General features: G+C 67.8%; 19 protein-coding genes. 9 read left to right on the top strand and 10 right to left on the bottom strand.

The window, feature by feature from the left end; all coding sequences use genetic code 11:
* Positions 1-38: 38 nt before the first annotated feature.
* On the bottom strand, positions 39-887 hold the full coding sequence (locus AB0P21_RS15355) for a helix-turn-helix transcriptional regulator (RefSeq protein ID WP_363697060.1): 849 nt from the start codon (positions 885-887) through the stop codon (positions 39-41).
* Between the two features lie 100 nt (positions 888-987).
* On the opposite strand from AB0P21_RS15355, the gene AB0P21_RS15350 reads away from it, so the two are divergent.
* Positions 988-1,731: an SDR family NAD(P)-dependent oxidoreductase gene (locus AB0P21_RS15350; RefSeq protein WP_363697059.1), complete on the top strand. Its 744-nt coding sequence runs from the start codon at positions 988-990 to the stop codon at positions 1,729-1,731.
* Here the strand turns inward: AB0P21_RS15350 and AB0P21_RS15345 are convergent, their stop codons facing one another.
* Genes AB0P21_RS15345 through AB0P21_RS15330 form a run of 4 tightly spaced genes read right to left on the bottom strand, consistent with a single transcriptional unit; the run spans position 1,732 to position 4,952 of the window.
* Positions 1,732-2,034, bottom strand: coding sequence for a thiamine-binding protein (locus tag AB0P21_RS15345; protein ID WP_363697058.1), 303 nt, complete (start codon positions 2,032-2,034; stop codon positions 1,732-1,734). It lies immediately after the preceding gene.
* Positions 2,035-2,044: 10 nt separating this feature from the next.
* Positions 2,045-2,683: a hypothetical protein gene (locus tag AB0P21_RS15340; protein ID WP_363697056.1), complete on the bottom strand. Its 639-nt coding sequence runs from the start codon at positions 2,681-2,683 to the stop codon at positions 2,045-2,047.
* Between the two features lie 23 nt (positions 2,684-2,706).
* Complete coding sequence (locus tag AB0P21_RS15335; protein WP_363697055.1) at positions 2,707-4,272, bottom strand: MDR family MFS transporter; 1,566 nt, start codon at positions 4,270-4,272, stop codon at positions 2,707-2,709.
* A complete protein-coding gene (locus AB0P21_RS15330) occupies positions 4,269-4,952 on the bottom strand; it encodes a TetR family transcriptional regulator (protein WP_363697053.1) in 684 nt (227 codons plus the stop codon). The genes AB0P21_RS15335 and AB0P21_RS15330 overlap by 4 nt, the downstream gene beginning before the upstream one ends.
* A gap of 133 nt (positions 4,953-5,085) precedes the next feature.
* Between AB0P21_RS15330 and AB0P21_RS15325 the strand changes: the two genes are divergently transcribed.
* Entirely contained in the window at positions 5,086-6,726 is a 1,641-nt protein-coding gene (locus AB0P21_RS15325; protein WP_363697052.1) for a GMC oxidoreductase, read from the top strand.
* A 22-nt stretch (positions 6,727-6,748) separates the two neighbouring features.
* The gene (locus AB0P21_RS15320; protein ID WP_363697051.1) at positions 6,749-7,453 is read left to right on the top strand and encodes a transporter substrate-binding domain-containing protein; all 705 of its coding nucleotides are present in this window, start codon (positions 6,749-6,751) and stop codon (positions 7,451-7,453) included.
* On the opposite strand, the gene AB0P21_RS15315 is transcribed toward AB0P21_RS15320, so the two are convergent.
* Both AB0P21_RS15315 and AB0P21_RS15310 read right to left on the bottom strand, forming a co-directional pair.
* On the bottom strand, positions 7,413-7,898 hold the full coding sequence (locus AB0P21_RS15315; protein ID WP_363697050.1) for an isoprenylcysteine carboxylmethyltransferase family protein: 486 nt from the start codon (positions 7,896-7,898) through the stop codon (positions 7,413-7,415). The genes AB0P21_RS15320 and AB0P21_RS15315 overlap by 41 nt on opposite strands.
* Positions 7,891-8,370 carry a MarR family transcriptional regulator gene (locus AB0P21_RS15310; protein ID WP_363697048.1) on the bottom strand — a complete coding sequence of 160 codons (480 nt, stop codon included), beginning with the start codon at positions 8,368-8,370 and terminating at the stop codon, positions 7,891-7,893. Before AB0P21_RS15310 ends, AB0P21_RS15315 begins: the two co-directional genes overlap by 8 nt.
* Positions 8,371-8,410: 40 nt before the next feature.
* On the opposite strand from AB0P21_RS15310, the gene AB0P21_RS15305 reads away from it, so the two are divergent.
* The 5 genes from AB0P21_RS15305 to AB0P21_RS15285 are packed head-to-tail and all read left to right on the top strand — an operon-like array spanning position 8,411 to position 12,475.
* Positions 8,411-9,658 (top strand): nucleotide disphospho-sugar-binding domain-containing protein, encoded by a 1,248-nt coding sequence (locus AB0P21_RS15305; RefSeq protein WP_363697046.1) that lies wholly within the window; start codon positions 8,411-8,413, stop codon positions 9,656-9,658.
* 48 nt (positions 9,659-9,706) lie between these two features.
* On the top strand, positions 9,707-10,156 hold the full coding sequence (locus AB0P21_RS15300; RefSeq protein WP_363697045.1) for a MarR family winged helix-turn-helix transcriptional regulator: 450 nt from the start codon (positions 9,707-9,709) through the stop codon (positions 10,154-10,156).
* Positions 10,153-11,361 (top strand): MFS transporter, encoded by a 1,209-nt coding sequence (locus tag AB0P21_RS15295; RefSeq protein WP_363697044.1) that lies wholly within the window; start codon positions 10,153-10,155, stop codon positions 11,359-11,361. The genes AB0P21_RS15300 and AB0P21_RS15295 overlap by 4 nt, the downstream gene beginning before the upstream one ends.
* Positions 11,362-11,405: 44 nt before the next feature.
* Complete coding sequence (locus tag AB0P21_RS15290) at positions 11,406-11,957, top strand: TetR/AcrR family transcriptional regulator (RefSeq protein ID WP_363697043.1); 552 nt, start codon at positions 11,406-11,408, stop codon at positions 11,955-11,957.
* A gap of 11 nt (positions 11,958-11,968) precedes the next feature.
* Positions 11,969-12,475: a DUF2867 domain-containing protein gene (locus AB0P21_RS15285; protein ID WP_363697042.1), complete on the top strand. Its 507-nt coding sequence runs from the start codon at positions 11,969-11,971 to the stop codon at positions 12,473-12,475.
* Here the strand turns inward: AB0P21_RS15285 and AB0P21_RS15280 are convergent.
* Positions 12,450-14,315, bottom strand: coding sequence for an FtsX-like permease family protein (locus AB0P21_RS15280; RefSeq protein ID WP_363697041.1), 1,866 nt, complete (start codon positions 14,313-14,315; stop codon positions 12,450-12,452). The genes AB0P21_RS15285 and AB0P21_RS15280 overlap by 26 nt on opposite strands.
* A gap of 131 nt (positions 14,316-14,446) precedes the next feature.
* On the bottom strand, positions 14,447-14,887 hold the full coding sequence (locus tag AB0P21_RS15275) for an OsmC family peroxiredoxin (protein ID WP_363697040.1): 441 nt from the start codon (positions 14,885-14,887) through the stop codon (positions 14,447-14,449).
* Positions 14,888-14,986: 99 nt separating this feature from the next.
* Between AB0P21_RS15275 and AB0P21_RS15270 the strand changes: the two genes are divergently transcribed.
* Entirely contained in the window at positions 14,987-15,577 is a 591-nt protein-coding gene (locus AB0P21_RS15270; RefSeq protein ID WP_363697038.1) for a TetR/AcrR family transcriptional regulator, read from the top strand.
* On the opposite strand, the gene AB0P21_RS15265 is transcribed toward AB0P21_RS15270, so the two are convergent.
* Positions 15,570-16,109, bottom strand: coding sequence for a TetR family transcriptional regulator (locus tag AB0P21_RS15265; RefSeq protein ID WP_363698424.1), 540 nt, complete (start codon positions 16,107-16,109; stop codon positions 15,570-15,572). The two genes, AB0P21_RS15270 and AB0P21_RS15265, sit on opposite strands and share 8 nt — an antisense overlap.
* Positions 16,110-16,137: the final 28 nt, after the last annotated feature.

Here is a 16,137-nt window from a genome sequence, read left to right as displayed (position 1 = left end):
GTTCCCGACCGCCCAGTCCAGAATGCGTATTCTCAGACTCAGCTGGTGGCGAAGTCACTCTCCTGCCCGAGCACGGCGAGCAACGCGAGCTTCTCGGCGCTCTCCGATCCGGGAGTCGCCGTGAAGACCAACAGGGACTGCTGTTGTTCCTGGTCGTCGAGGACCTGGCAATGGAGTTCCAGCTTGCCGACGGCCGGATGCAGGAACCCCTTGGTACCGACATGCCTGATGCCGACCTCGTGTGCCTCCCAGAGCCGCTTGAACTCCGGACTGCCCTCCAGCAGGGCGCGCACGATGGTGCCGGCCCGGGAGTTGTCGCCGTCGGTGGCGTGCACGGAGCGCATCCCGGAGACCATCACCCGGCTGTGGTTGGCGCGGATCTCGTCATCGGCGTACCGGTCGCGTTCGCCCTCGAGCATGAACCAGCGATAGGCGGCGCTTCGCTCGAGTCCCTCGAAGTTCGTCAGCTCGCCTTCGAAGGCGACGTCCATCGCGGTCTGCACCAGGGTCTCGCCGAGCCGGTTCATCACCTGGGCAGGGGTGTCGACGAGGCGGTCCATGATCCGCAGCAGCCCGGGATTCACGTGGTCGCTGCCACCCAGCCGCGGCGGTACGCCGTGCCCCGCGAGGACGTAAAGGTGATCCCGCTCGTCCAGCGTCAGGCGCAGCGCGCGAGCGATCGCGGCGAGCATCTCCATCGACGGCTGCGGGCCACGGCCGCCTTCGAGCCGGCTGTAGTAGTCGGCCGACATCACAGCGAGCGCGGCGACCTCCTCGCGCCGCAGGCCCGGCGTACGGCGGCGGCGACCGCGCGGCAGGCCGAGATCCTCGGGCTGCAACGCCTCGCGCCGCTTGCGCAGGAAGTCCGACAGTTCCACGTAGTCCATGCTCCCCATTGTTCAGCAGTCCTGGTCGTTAGCCACTGCCTGTCGAGCAGTGGCTGAACCGAGCCTGGTTGCCGACCGCGATCCGGCCGAGGCTGGAGCCATGAAAACGACAGGCAACACGATCTTCGTCACCGGTGGCACCTCGGGTCTCGGGCTCGGGCTGGCCCTCAAATTCCATGCCCTGGGCAACAAGGTGGTCGTCGGCGGCCGGCGCAAGGAGCTGCTCGACCAGATCGCCACCGAGCACCCGGGGATCGGCACGGTCGTCCTCGACGTGGACGACCCCGCCTCGATCCAGGCGGCCTACGACCAGGTGACCACGCAGTACCCGGAACTGAACGCGATCCTGACGATGTCCGGGATCATGCGCCCCGAGAACCTGCTGGACCCCGGCCACCTGCCGACCGCCGAGGCGATCATCACCACGAACCTGCTCGGCACGATCCGCACCCTGGCTTTGTTCACGCCGTATCTCAAGGCGAAGCAGGACGCGGCGATCCTGACCGTCTCGTCCGGACTCGCGTTCGTCCCGCTGGTGCTCACGCCGACGTACAACGCGACGAAGGCCGCCATCCACAGCTACACGCAGAGCCTGCGGATCCAGCTGGCCGGCACCGGCGTCCAGGTGATCGAGGTGATCCCGCCGGCCGTACAGACAGCGTTGATGGGCCAGCAGAACGACGAGCGCGCGATGCCGCTGGACGAGTACCTGGACGAGACGATCAGCATCCTCACCGACCAGCCGGACGTCACCGAGGTCACCGTCCAGCGGGTCGGCTTCCTCCGCAAAGCCGAGCGCGAAGGCCGGTACGCCGAGACCGTCCAGGCCCTCAACAGCCACTGATCAGTCGGCGAGCGCCTGCTCGATCCGCTCCACCTTGGCGGCGAGTTGCCCCGTGTACCCGGGCCGGATATCAGCCTTCAACACCAGACTGACCCGAGGCGAGACCGCGGCGACGGCCTCGACAGCCTGCTTCACCACCGCCATCACCTCGTCCCACTCGCCCTCCAAGGTGGTGAACATCGAATCCGTCTGGTTCGGCAGCCCTGACTCACGCACGACCCGAACGGCAGCGGCGACGGCGTCCGACACGGACCCGTCCTCCTGGGTCGAAACCGCGGGCGCGACCGAGAACGCTACGAGCATGGTGTCTCCTTCATCGTGGCACCTCAGGGCTGTCCGACCCGGCGAGGAACGGCTGGTCGGTGAAGTTGAGCCGTCGCAGCTTGTCGGCGGCGAACACGACCATGATCTCGTCCCAGCCGACCTGTGCTTCGTCGGGCTCATCGATGTTCGGCACGGCCGCCACGAACCAGACCGGACGAGCACCCGCCGCCCCGAAGTCCAGCCGCAGCCCCACCGGCATGTCAACCTCGTACCCGTCTCTAACTTGCACCCCGTCACTGACGCGGCAGGCCGGGCCCGTCTCGACATGTAACCAAGACAACGATGCGGCCGAGATCGAAGCGCCGATTCGCCCTCTCCACTCCGGATGGTTTCCGGCGTCCCAGGTATCCACATGTGAGTAGTCCTGCGAGACGAAGGTGATGGCCAATGGCGCCCGGAAGACCTCCAAGCCATAAGGCTCGAAGGTATCGGTCCAGGTAATCGACGCGGGTCCACTCTCGAGAACGAGATTCACTCCCATCACCGCGTGGTGCCAGTCACCGAAGTCCCACCCCCTCGCCCAGGGCGGCTCGGCGGGGAGGTCGGAGTAGGTGATGCCGACCAGACGCTCACCGACGAGCGTGGCCACCACCCTTTCGAGTCGAGCACGCTTGGCTTCGTGGTCCATTGCAGGTCTCCATCAGGGCATCGTCATTCGTCCTGGACGCCGCTGAGCTTCTCGGCGGCCTCCTCGTGGGCGCGGCGTTCGGCGCCTGAGGTGGTCTGCAGCGGCTTCTCCTTGATGAAGACGACGGCGACCAGCGCCAGCACCGCGAACGGCACCGACATCATGAACAGGTCGGCCGTCGCCGCGCCGTACGCGTTCTCGACCACGGTGCGAGCGGCTTCGGGCAGCTCCGAGAGATTCGGTACTGCGTTGCTGCCACCGGACGAGGCGCCGCCCGGGTTCAGCGTCTCGGTGACCTTGTTGGCCAGCACCGCGCCGAGCACGCTGACGCCGATGGTGCCGCCCATGCTGCGGAAGAAGCTCACCGCCGAGGTGGCTGCGCCGAGCTCACGCGCCGGTACGTCGTTCTGCGCGGCGAGCACCAGGTTCTGCATCACCAGGCCGATGCCGACACCGAGCACGATCATGAACGCCCACAGCAGGTACTTCGAGGTGTGCGCGTCGATCGTGCCGAACAACGCCAGCCCGATCGGCAGCAGCACACTGCCGACGACCAGGTAGACCTTCCACTTCCCGTACTTCGTGATCAGCCCACCCGCGATCGTCGAGGCGACCATCATGCCGATGATCATCGGCAGGCTCATCAGGCCGGCCTTGGTCGGCGAGTAGCCCTGCGCGATCTGGAAGTACTGCGCCAGGAACACCGATCCGCCGAACATCGCCACCCCGACCAGCGCGCTGGCCACGATCGACAGCGTCACCGTGCGGTTGCGGAACAGGTCCATCGGGATGATCGGCTCCGGGTGCCGGCGCTCGACCATCACCGCGGCGAACAGCGCGACCAGCGCCGCGCCGACCAGCAGGAAGCTCCAGCCGGAGACCCAGTCGAACCTGCTGCCGGCGAAGGACGACCAGACCAGCAGCGTGCTGACACCGGCGGTGATCAGGAACGCGCCCCACCAGTCGATCTTCACGTCCCGGCGTACGGTCGGCAGCTTCAGCGTGCGCTGCAGCAGCACGATCGCGGCCAGTACGAACGGCACGCCGACCAGGAAGCAGGCCCGCCAGCCCAGCGGCGAGTCGACCAGGAAGCCGCCCAGCAACGGTCCGCCGACGGTGGCCGAGGCGAAGATCGCGCCGAAGATGCCGGAGTACCGGCCGAGCTCGCGCGGCGGAATGATCGCCGCCATCACGATCTGCACCAGCGCGGTCAGGCCGCCGGCGCCGAGACCCTGCAGCACCCGGCTGCCCAGCAGCACCTCGATGTTCGGCGCGAAACCGGCCACCAGCGAGCCGATCACGAAGAACCCGAGCGAGAGCTGGACCAGCAGTTTGTTGTTGTAGAGGTCGGCGAGCTTGCCCCACAACGGCACGGTGGCCGTCATCGCGAGCAGCTCTAGGGTGACGACCCAGGTGTAGGACGACTGGCTCGCCCCGAGGTCGCTGATGATCCGTGGCAGTGCGGTCGACACCACGGTGCCGGCCAGGATGGCCACGAACATGCCCATCATCAAGCCGGAGATGGCCTGTACCGTCTGCCGCGGCGTGAGCTGGGCGATCGGTTCGGCCGCCGCGTCGGTCGCTGTCATGCTTGACCCTTCTCATCGGAATCTTCAGGTGTGCCGGGCGCGCTGCTCCCGGTCCGGTCGTAGCTGCGATCGAGGCCGTCGGCCAGCAGCGTGAACGCCTCGTCGACGAGCTCCCGCAGCGGGCGGTCCGAGCCGCTCTTGCGCTGCTCCATCGCGACCCGCACGGCCAGCGTGCTGGCGGCGACGACGAGCGACGGCAGCACCGCCGGGGCGGGCACGCCCATCCGCTCGGCCAGCGCGGTGGCGAGCAACCGCTCGTCCTCCGCGCCGAGCATGACGAACTGCGCCAGCAGCGCCGGCGACCGCATGATCAGGCCGATCCGCTGGGCGATCGAGCTCTCGTGGTCGTCCACGTTGTCCAGGTCGTCGAGCGCCTGGGACAGCACCACCCGCATCACGCCCAGCGGCGACAGCTCGGCCGGCGCCTCCCGCACCCGCCGGACGGCCCGCTCGGTCTCCTCGGGGTCGCGCCCCAGGATCGCGTGCTCCTTCTTCGGGAAGTAGTTGAAGAAGGTCCGCACCGAGACGTCCGCGGCCTCGCTGATCTCCTCGACGGTGACGTCGTCCGGGCCCTTCTCGACGGCCAGCCGGAGCGCGGCCGCGATCAGCGCTGCCCGCGTCTCACGCTTCTTGCGCTCACGCCGGCCGGGCGCCGGAGCGCTGTCCTCTGTTTCGATCACGGGCTCCACGATACTCAAACTTGCAGTCCGTGCAAATTGTTATTACTGCAACTTTGCAGGGCTGCACGCTTGTCTGCGTGACGCTGCTCACCTGCCCTGTCACTCCAGGCGTCCGAGCCACTACGGTGCGTCGATGCGCCTTTTCGAGAACCATCCGTCCGTTATGTCCCGCCGCCGCTTCGCCGGCCTGGCCGCCTTCACCTCCGCGGCCGCCCTCGGCCTCACCAAGATCACCACCGACCGCGCCGCGACCGCCGCCACCCCGGCCCAGCGCGACTTCGTCCCCGCCGTCGTGATCGGCACCGGCTACGGCTCGGCCGTCACCGCGCTGCGACTCGGCGAGGCCGGGATCAGCACGACGATGCTGGAAATGGGTCAACTGTGGAACAAACCCGGCAAGGACGGCAAAGTCTTTTGCTCCACCCTCAGCCCTGACTCCCGCTCGATGTGGTTCAACCGCCGCACCAAGGCGCCGCTCGACACCTTCCTGTGGCTCGACGTGGTCAACCGCGACATCGGTACGCCGTACGCCGGAGTGCTCGACCGGGTCGACTTCCCGAACATGGGCGTCTACGTCGGCCGCGGAGTCGGCGGCGGCTCGCTGGTGAACGGCGGAATGGCCCCGACCCCACGCCGCTCGTACTTCGAGAAGGTGCTGCCCCAGGTCGACGCCCAGCAGATGTACCAGCGCTACTTCCCGCTGGCCAACCGGATGCTCGGCGTCAACACGATCGACCCGCGCTACCTGGAGAAGACCCCGGTCTACCGCTATGCCCGGGTCTCCCGGCGGCACGCGCACCAAGCCGGCTTCAAGACCACCGTGGTCCCGAACGTCTACGACTTCCGTTACCTGCAACGCGAAGAGCGTCGCGAGGTACCCCGGTCCGCGTTGGCCGGCGAGGTCATCTACGGCAACAACCACGGCAAGCAGAGCCTCGACAAGACCTATCTGGCCAACGCGGTCGGCACCGGCAAGGTGACCATCCAGACCCTCACCCGGGTCACCGCGATCCGCCAGGACCGCTCCGGCTACGTCCTCACCATCGAGCGAATCGATGCCAAAGGCAAGCAGCTGGACCGCCGGGAGCTCGGCTGCAAGCACCTGTTCCTCGGCGCCGGCAGTCTCGGCACCACCGAACTGTTGCTCCGGGCCCGCGAAACCGATGCCCTGCCCAACCTCTCCGCGGCGATCGGCAGCGGCTGGGGCACCAACGGCAACGTGATGACGTCGCGGGCCAACCACCTGTGGGACCCGACCGGTTTCCTCCAGTCCACCATCCCGACGCTTGCCATCGACAACTGGGACGACCCGATCCATCCCGCGTTCGCGGAGATCGCGCCACTGCCGGTCGGCATCGAGACCTGGGCCAGCCTCTACCTGGCGATCACGGTCAACCCCGAGCGCGGGCGCTTCAGCTACAACTCACGCACCGACCGGGCCGACCTCCGGTGGACCGCGACCCAGAGCAACCCGTCCATCAAGGCCGCCCGCGCCCTGTTCGACCGGATCAACCGCGCGACCGGTACGACGTACCGGCGGGATCTGTTCGGTGGCAACCGGGAGTTCGCGGCGGACTTCTGCTACCACCCGCTCGGTGGCTGCGTGCTGGGCAAGGCAACCGACGACTACGGCCGGGTGCGGGGCTACAAGAACCTCTACGTGACCGACGGATCGCTGATCCCGGGGTCGATCGGGGTCAACCCGTTCGTCACCATCACCGCCCTTGCCGAGCGCAACGTCGCCCGGGTGATCGCCACCGATCTGCGCAAGTAGCACGGTTATACGCTCGGGCCTCATGACCTCTGTTTCCGCGGATCTGGCCCCCACCGGCGTACTGCGTGCCTCGATCAACCTGGGCAATGTCGTCCTCGCCCAGGGCACCCCGGACGAGCCGACCGGCGTCACGGTCGACCTCGCCCGGGAGATCGGGGCGCGGCTCGGCGTACCGGTGGAGATGTTGTGCTTCGACGCGGCACGGAAGTCGTTCGAGGCGATGACGTCGGGTGCGGCCGACCTCTGCTTTCTCGCGATCGAACCGGCGCGAGCGGCAGAGGTCGCCTTCACTTCGCCGTACGTCCTGATTGAAGGTGTGTACGCCGTACCGTCGGACTCGCCGCTCACCACGATCGCCGAGGTGGACGCCCCAGGCGTGCGGATCGGCGTCAACCAAGGCTCGGCCTACGACCTCTACCTGACCCGCACCCTGCAGCACGCCACTCTGGTCCGCGGCGCCAACGGCATCGAGCTCTTCCGTGCCGACAACCTGGAGGCCACCGCCGGTATCCGCCAGCCGCTCACCAAGTACGTCGCGGCCAACGCCGACGTCCGGCTGATCCAGGAACGCTTCATGCAGATCCAGCAGGCCGTTGGCACCACCAAGACCCGCCGGCCGGAGACCGTCCAGTTTCTTCAGAACTTGGTCGACGAACTGAAGGCCAGTGGCTTCGTCGCCGAGTCGCTCAGCCGCGCCGGCCAGTCCGACGCCACGGTCGCACCCTAGGAATCCACGCCGGCACGGCCTCGCGGTACTCGTCGTACTGCGAGGCGTAGCGCTGGCGCAGTAACGGCTCTTCGTACCAGCGGACGAAGGAGGCCATCACCAGCCACGCCCCGACCCCATAGGCGAGCAGCCGAGGATCGAGGAAGAGCAACGCCTGGCCCAGAACGGCCGACACCACGCCGACATACATGGGGTTGCGGACGAAGCGGAAATCGCCGCCGACCACCAACTGCTCGGTCGGCGCGATCGGCGCCGGGGTGCCTCGGCCTTCCCGCACGAAGCGGACGAAGGCACGCACCACAACGATCACGCCGGCGATCACCACCAGTAGTGCCGGCCAAAACCTTGGCTCTTCCCAGCCGTTGATCCACCAGGGAATCAGGCCGGCCACCACGCACGGCGCCGCGAAGAAGAAGGCCGTGCTCCCGAGCACCGCTTTAACCATCAGCCAGCCTCGCGATCACTCGGTCGGACAGCTCGCAGAAAGTCTTGAGCTCAGCCGGCGTGAGATCGCCGAACCAGTCCGCCACCGCCGCGAAGTCACCTTGGTCGCGCTGCTTCCAGTAAGCCGCGCTGTGATTGGTTGCTGAGAGCAATTTGCGCCGCTTGTCGGCCGGGTCCGCCTCGACCTGCAGCAGATCCTTGCGCACCAAGGCGGCCACGATCTGGGCGACGTTCTGATGAGTGCTGCCCAACGCTGCCGCGGCCTCGGCGAGCGAAGGCTTGCCGGCGGCAACGACGACCGTGATCAGCGCGGCCTGCTGAGTGGTCAGGCCGTCCTCGCGCAACCGCTCGTCCATCGCGTAGCGCAGCCGCTGGGCCAGCGTGAGCGTGGTCCGGAACGCGCGGACCGACGGCTCCAGCTGCGACTCCGCGCCGATCCCCAGCAGCTTCCCAGTCTTGTCCCGTGGTGACATAGGCAATATATTACCTATCAATATCGAAGGGGGCAACATCGTGATCTGTTTACTGCCACACTGCGCCTACCTGTCCGAGACCTCGCGGATGCTCGAGCTTCATCGCGCCCTGACCGACCTCGGCCTGCCGGTCCGCGTCGCCACCCACGGCGGCCCGCACGAACGACTCCTGGCCGGCGTCCCGTACGACGTACTGGGTCCCGGCCTGTCGACGGAACGGGCAGCGCGTTTCGTCAGCTCGGCGATCGGCCTGGGCGACCCGAGCCAGAGCATGTACGACGACGCCGAGCTCCGGTCCTACGCGCAGACGGAGGGCGAGTACTTCCGCACCCACGGCATCACCGTCGCGGTCACCGGCTTCACCCTCACCACCCTGCTGTCCTCCCGCCTGGCCGGCGTCCACCTGGTCACCGAACACGCCGGAAGCTTCGTACCACCGGTCTTCGAACGCCGCCTCCTCCCCGCACCGACCCACCCGGTCGACCCGCGCCTCAAGCGCGCTCCCCAGTGGCTCAGCCGCTTCCTCATCAACCGCACCACAAACCGCACCACCGGGTACTGCGGAGGCTTCAACCGCGTCGCCGAATCCCTAAGCGTAGAAGGCGTTCCCAGCCTCTCCGCCCTCCTACTGGGCGACCTCTCACTAGTCCCGGAAGTCCCCGAGGTCCTAGGCATCCCCGCCGCCGACCTAGCCGCCTGGACCCCCGACCGCAGCGTCGGCTACCGCCCCAGCTCCCGCCTGCAAGCGATCGGCCCCCTCTTCGCGCACCTCGACCTCCCGCTACCCGCCCGAGTCCAGCAGTTCCTCAACCGCCCAGGCCCGACTATCTACCTCGCGATGACCTCCACCCCACCCACCCAGGTCCGCGCCGCCATCACCGCACTCAGCACCCTCGACGCACGAATCCTGGTCGCCGGCACCATCCACGACCTGGCCGACCTGGCCACTCCCCAGGTCATGATCGAGGCCACTCTCCCCAGCCACCTCGTGATGCCCCAAGTCGACCTGGCCATCACCACCGCCGGCCAAGGCAGCGTCCAAACCGCCATGGCCAGCGGCACACCCCTCCTCGGCATCCCCCTCCACATCGAACAAGACCTCAACATCACCCTGGTCGAACGCCTCGGCGCCGCCCGCCACGCCACCCCCACCACCAACCTCGCGACCCTCGCCGCCCAGATGCTCGACAACCCCGCCCACCGCGACGCCGCAGTACAGATCCAGAAGCTGTACGCCGCAGCCAACGGCCCCGCCGACGCCGCAAAGGCCATCGCACTGGTGAGCTGACTCACCAGCACTGGATATGCATAGCATTCCTATGTAATGTGGTTCCACGTGACCGCTTCGACAGATCTTTCGCAGCTCGGCGTCGACGTCGTCGTCGCCGCGGCCCGGCTGGCCCGACTCGCCAGTCGCGATGTGAGCGCCTTGCCGCACGCGGCGATGCGGCTGATGGGGCGGCTCGACGAGCTCGGGCCGACTCGGATCAGTGAGCTGGCCAAGGCCGACCGGTGTTCGCAGCCGACGATGTCCAATCTCGTCCAGCGCCAGGAAGACAGCGGCTGGGTACGCCGTGAGGCCGATCCTGCCGACTCGCGCGCCAGCTTGATCAGCCTCACCCCGGCCGGCCTCGACGAGCTCAACCGGGCCCGCCACGAGGCCGGTGCTGCCATTGCCGGCCGGCTGAGCCAACTCCCGCCGGCCGACCTGGAGACCCTGACGGCCGCGGTCGCGGTCATGCACCAAATTCTCACTCTCGAGCCCTCGGAGGAGAGCACCCGGTGAACTCGTTCCTGAAGCAACCCAAGTCCGTCTGGGCCGTCGCGTTCGCGTGTGTGATCGCGTTCATGGGCATCGGTCTGGTGGATCCGATCCTCAAACCGATCGCCGAGCAGCTGGACGCGAGCCCGTCGCAGGTCTCGCTGCTGTTCACCAGCTACATGGCCGTGATCGGCGTCGCGATGCTGATCACCGGCGCGGTCTCCAGCCGGATCGGCGCCAAGCGCACCCTGCTGATCGGCCTGGCCATCATCGTGGTCTTCAGCGCGCTGGCCGGACTGTCGAACTCGATCGGCATGATCGTCGCCTTCCGGGCCGGCTGGGGACTCGGCAACGCCCTGTTCATCGCCACCGCCCTGGCCACCATCGTGAACTCCGCCAGCGGCTCGGTCGCGCAAGCGATCATCCTGTACGAAGCGGCGCTCGGCGTCGGGATCGCGGCCGGCCCGCTGGTCGGCGGTGAGCTCGGCACGATCTCCTGGCGTGGCCCGTTCTTCGGCGTCGCCGTCCTGATGACGATCGCCCTCGCCGCCACTGCGTTCCTGCTGCCCGCCTCGCCGCCCGCTCCCCGGCGTACGTCGATCCTCGAGCCGCTGAAGGCACTCCGGCACCGCTCGCTGGCCACCGTCGCCGTCACCGCCCTGCTCTACAACTTCGGCTTCTTCACCCTGCTCGCGTTCACGCCGTTCCCGCTGGAGATGTCGGCCCGGCAGATCGGGCTGATCTTCTTCGGCTGGGGCATCGGCCTGGCGCTCACCTCGGTGTTCGCCGCTCCCCGCCTTCAGCGCCGCTTCGGCACCCTGCCGGTGGTGATGGCATCCCTGCTGCTCTTCGCCATCGATCTCGCCGTGATGGGCATCTATGCCCACCACCGCCCGGTACTCGCGATCGGCGTGATCGTGGCCGGCCTGTTCCTCGGCGTCAACAACACCCTGATCACCGAGGCCGTGATGGCGGCCGCGCCGGTCGAGCGGGGCACCGCCTCAGCGGCGTACAGCTTCGTGCGGTTCTCCGGCGGCGCGGTCGCACCCTGGCTGGCCGGGAAGCTCGGCGAGGAGATCAACATCCAGGTCCCCTTCTACGTAGGCGCTTTCGCCGTACTGCTGGCCGTCGGCGTCCTCGCCACCGGCTGGAAGCCACTGGCTCACCTCCGCACTCCTACCGCCCACTCCGAGACCGAGGCCACTGCCCTTACCGTCGCGGACGCCTGACCAACTACTAGTAGCCATACCAAACGGTATGGTATGTTCCGGGCATGGTGACGAAGGCGGACTGGCTCGACGCCGGCTTGAAGGTGCTGGCCGACGAGGGCTCTCCCGCGCTGACGATCGAGCGGTTGACGACCGAGCTGGGGCTGAGCAAAGGCTCCTACTACCACCATTTCAAAGGCACCGGCGGTTTCCGGACCGCCCTGCTCGAGCACTTCGAGAAGAGCTTCACCACCCGGCTGATCGACACCGTCGAGCGGCACCCCGAGGCCGATGCGGCGACCAAGCTCACCGAGCTGATGGAGCTGGTGCTGGCCGACGCCGACAACGTCCGGCTCGAGATCGCAGTACGGGCCTGGGCCTTGCAGGACCCCGAGGCGCGGGCGGCGCAAGAGCGCGTCGACCAAGCCAGAACCGCTTATCTGCAAGAGCTTTGCCGCGGAATCGGCTCGGTCAAGGAGCCTGATCACCTGGCCCGGCTCCTCTATCTCATCCTGATCGGCGCCGAGCAGGTGGTCCCACCGGTGCCGGCCGATGAGCTGCGCGCGCTCTACGCCACCACTCTCACGCTGGCGACCGGCGCACCGTTCCTGACCTGAAGGAGCCCTCGATGCCGACCCACACCGATCTCCCCGAGCTGACCGACCTGCTCCCGACCGCCGACGTCATCGACGTGAAGACCGCGACCGGCGACGTGACCCTGCGGGAGTTCGTTGCCGGTGCCCTGGGCAACGGATCCTTCCCGGGCCGGATCCTGTTCGCCATCCGGGTGCCGATCGCCCGTCTGCTCCGACTCGAGATGACCGGCATGCCACCCACCACCCGGCTCCGCCCCGAGGACATCTCCTTCACCCCCGGCGACTCAGTCTCCTTCTTCACCGTCGACCGCGGCGAGGAGGAGCACTACCTCCTGCTCAAGATCACCGACAACCACCTGGTCGCCCACCTCGCGATCATCGTCGACGACTCCGGCCCGGTCCGCCGCTTCAAGGTCGTCACCCTCGTCCGCTACCTCCGCAAGGCCGGACGCCTGTACTTCGAACTGATCCGCCCCTTCCATCACGTGATCATGCACGTCATGTGCCGCTCAGCTATTCGCGGCCGCCGAGCAGGCTGATCGGGCGCGCCCTGGTCGCTGTCCACGCCGTACCGGCCGCTGTTGCGCCGACGACGACCAGCGAACCGGCCAGGATGAGCGCGATCAGGCGCCAAGGAATGGCGAGCACCACGACGCCGTAGGTGTTCGCAGTACCGGAGGCGACGCCGGCCAGCGCGGCCGCGGCGACCACGCAGCCGAGGAGTACGCCGATCAGGACGACGGTCAGCGATTCGATCAGGGCGACGGTGATCACCTGGGCTCTGGTCAGACCGGCCATTCGCGCGAGAGCGAACTCGCGGCGCCGATCGGCTGCTGCCATCACGATCGCGTTCACCACGGCGACCGCGGCGTAGACACCGGCCAGCCCCATCAGTACTGCGAAGATCCCCGTGTTGCCGCTCTGCTGTTGTTTGCCGCGACCTTCCGCCCACTCGGCAACCGACTGCACCGTGCCACCCAACCGTTGTGCGACCACCGCCTGATCGCTGCCATCGGCAACCTTGATCAGGGTCTCCGTCCGGCCGCTCGACGTCAGCGCTCGCGGGACGAAGAAGTTGTCGCCGACATCGAGCGTCTCGGGCAGGATCGCCACTACCGTCAGCTTGACCACGCGCTTACCAATGGTTGCCGTTAGCACCGAATCGAGTTTGTAGCCTTCGGCACTCATCCCTGGTCCGATCGCGATGGTCGCTCCAGTCAGGCGGTCGAGGGAGCCCTTGCGGGGATGGAGCTTGTGGGTCTGCTGCCAGGCGACGGGGTCGATGCCGATCGCTTCCGAGTACACGGTGCTGGTCTTGCGTCGTACGGTGATCGGCACGGTGGTCTGCGGCGAGGCGACCGCTAGATCCGGCGCGGGAGCCACCTGGCCGCCGACGACCAGGTCGGCCGTGACGAGTTGGCGTTGCTCCTCGCCGACGGCTTTGGCGAGCGAGCCGAACGTTCCCCACAGTCCGACCAGGAGTCCGACCAGGACGATCAGCGGAGCGGCGGTCGCGGCGCTTCGCCGTACGGCGTGCAGGACGTTGGAGCGCGCGAGGTCTGCCACCAGGCTGCCGTGTAGTACGAGGGCGGGCAGCCGGCCGACCCACGGTACGGCGATCGGGCTCAGCTGGCTCAACGCGACCGAACCGCTGACCATCACCAGGAGCGCGATCATCAGCCCCGCGACGAGATCAGCGGCCGCCTGTCCCACGATCACCAGCAGCACGGTGAACCCGGCAGCCGACAAGCCCCAGAACCAGCGCCAGCCGGTCATCACGGGCTGAGCTTCAGGCAGGTCCGACAACGCCTCCAGCGCGGTGATCCGGGACGCCCGCCACGCGGCCGCGAAGACGCCGACCAACGCGGTGCTCACGCCGACGATCGCGGCGGCGTACAGGGCACCTGGATCCCACGGCGCTGTGAACCAGGTGGGCAGCATTCCTAAGTGAATAAGGAGTTTTGACTGCGCATAGGTGCCCAGGACACCGATCGGTATGCCGATCGCTGTGCCGAGTACGCCCAGCAGTGCGGCCTCGCCGAGCAGCATCAGGCGGAGAGTCCCGCGCTGTGCACCCACCAGGCGAAGCAGCGCGAGTTCGCGTCGCCGCTGGACGACGGTGAAGCGGAAGGTGGTGCTGACGATGAAGACGGTCAGGAAGACCGCGAGCATCACTGTCATCCCGAGCAGCGTCGCGGCGCCTGCGTAGCCGTCGCGGATATGAGCCCGCTCGATCCCGGACAGTCCGGGCGGCAGTTGAGGCTCGCCGGTCGCCGCCATCACCTGCAGGGCCGACTGCACCAGCCCGACGCCGAGCGCCACCGCGATCACGGCTCCGGCAAACAGCTGCCATCGATCGCGGACCGCACCCAAAGACATCCTCAGCATGTCTCCCAGCCAACCGCTGCTACCGCCGTTGCGCCCTCCCCCAAACGCCCGTCTGAGGTAGCGCAAGCGCTACCTCAGACGTAGAAAGCAGTGGAAGGAGCAGCCGGCGCAGCCGCGGTTGGCTACTTCTCGAGCGCTGCGTCCAGGGTGATCTCGACACCAGTCAGCGCCTTGCTGATCGGGCAGGTGGCCTTCGCCTCGGCCGCGACCTTCGCGAACCCCGCGTCGTCCAAACCGTCGACCTCGCCGCGCACGGTCAGCCGGATGCCGGTGAGCTTGAAGCCGCCGGCCGGGTCCGGGCCGAGGTCGACGTCGGCCTTGATGTCCAGCGCGATCGGGGTGGCGCCGGCCTCGGCGATCAGCGCGGAGAACTGCATCGCGAAGCAGGACGAGTGCGCCGCCGCGATCAGTTCCTCGGGGCTGGTGGTGCCGTCGGCGTCGTCGGCCGCGCGCTTCGGGAACGAGACGTCGTAGGTGCCGAGCTTCGAGCTGGTCAGCTCGATCTGGCCGGAACCCTCTTGCAGCGTGCCGTTCCAGGCGGTCCGCGCGGTACGTGTAGGCATGTCAGTCTCCCTGGGAACAAAGGTGGTCGATGCCAGGTAGACTAACTAGTTACTCTTGCCAACGTCAAGCCGGCAGGTGAAGATGGGATAGTGACGGAGATGACGAACGAAGCCAGCACCACCGAACGCGCCGTCCCGATGCGGGACCGGTTGATCGAGTGCGCCAGCGACCTCTTCTACAGCGAGGGCATCCGGGCGATCAGTGCCGACCGGATCATCGCCGGCGTCGGTACGACGAAGGCGACGTTCTACCGTCACTTCCCCACCAAGGACGACCTGGTGATGGCGTACCTCGAGCGGCGCGCCGACTGGGAGCGGATCGCCCTCACCACCGCCGCCCAGGACGAGGACCCGCGGCGCGTGCTGAAGGCGATCTCCGTCCTGCTGGCCGATTCGAGCTGCCAGCCAGGGTTCCGCGGCTGCCCGTTCATCAACGCCGGCGCGGAGTACGTGGAGGTCACCCACCCGGTCCGCCGGCTGGTCGACGAGCAGCGCAACTGGTGGTGGACCTACTTCCGCGCTCTCGCGATCCGGCTGGGGACCACCCGCGGCAAACCGGCCGACGCCGTGGCCGACCAGCTGCTGATGCTCCGCGACGGCGCGCTCATCGCCGGCTACCTCGGCGACGCGTCCCGGGTCGAAGCCGCGCTCTCCACCGCCATGAACGCCGTGGTGGCCGCTGCTACCTGAGGTGTGTCAGCAGCGCCGTGAAGTCGTTGTGGTTATAGGGCCTGGCGCCGATCAAGGACTGCAGCAGGATGCCGTCGAGGGCCGCCACCAGCAGACTGGCCTTCTGCGGATCAGTGGTGAAGTTCCGCGCGATTTGCGTGAGAGGCTCCAGCCAAGCGGCCGCCGCTTCCCGCAGAGCCGGTCGGCGCGCGGCCATCAAGTACAGCTCGTACTCCGCCAGCGTGCGTCCGCGGCGATAGACCAGACAGTGCTCGATCAACCGCGCCAGCTCATCGGCCGGCCGCGCACCCATCTCGTTCACCCGCTCATGTAGCTCAGCAGCCAGGTCTTCGGCCGCCCAGGTCAGCGCCGCCACGAGCAACTCGTCCAGCGAAGCGAAGTGGTACGTCGTCGACGCCACCGAGACGCCCGCCTCGGCGGCCACCGCCCGATGGCTGACCCCGGCGACCCCGGCTCGCTCGATCACCGCCAGCGTCGCGGTCAGCAGCTCCACCCGCCGCAATTGCCCCCGGACCCGCCGCCCATCCTGCACAAAACTCAAACTAACAGGACAGACGTAC

This window comes from Kribbella sp. NPDC056861 (genome assembly GCF_040687575.1).
Lineage (GTDB): Bacteria > Actinomycetota > Actinomycetes > Propionibacteriales > Kribbellaceae > Kribbella.
Note: the sequence above shows the minus strand (reverse complement) of the source record. Positions and strands in the feature narration are given on the sequence as shown.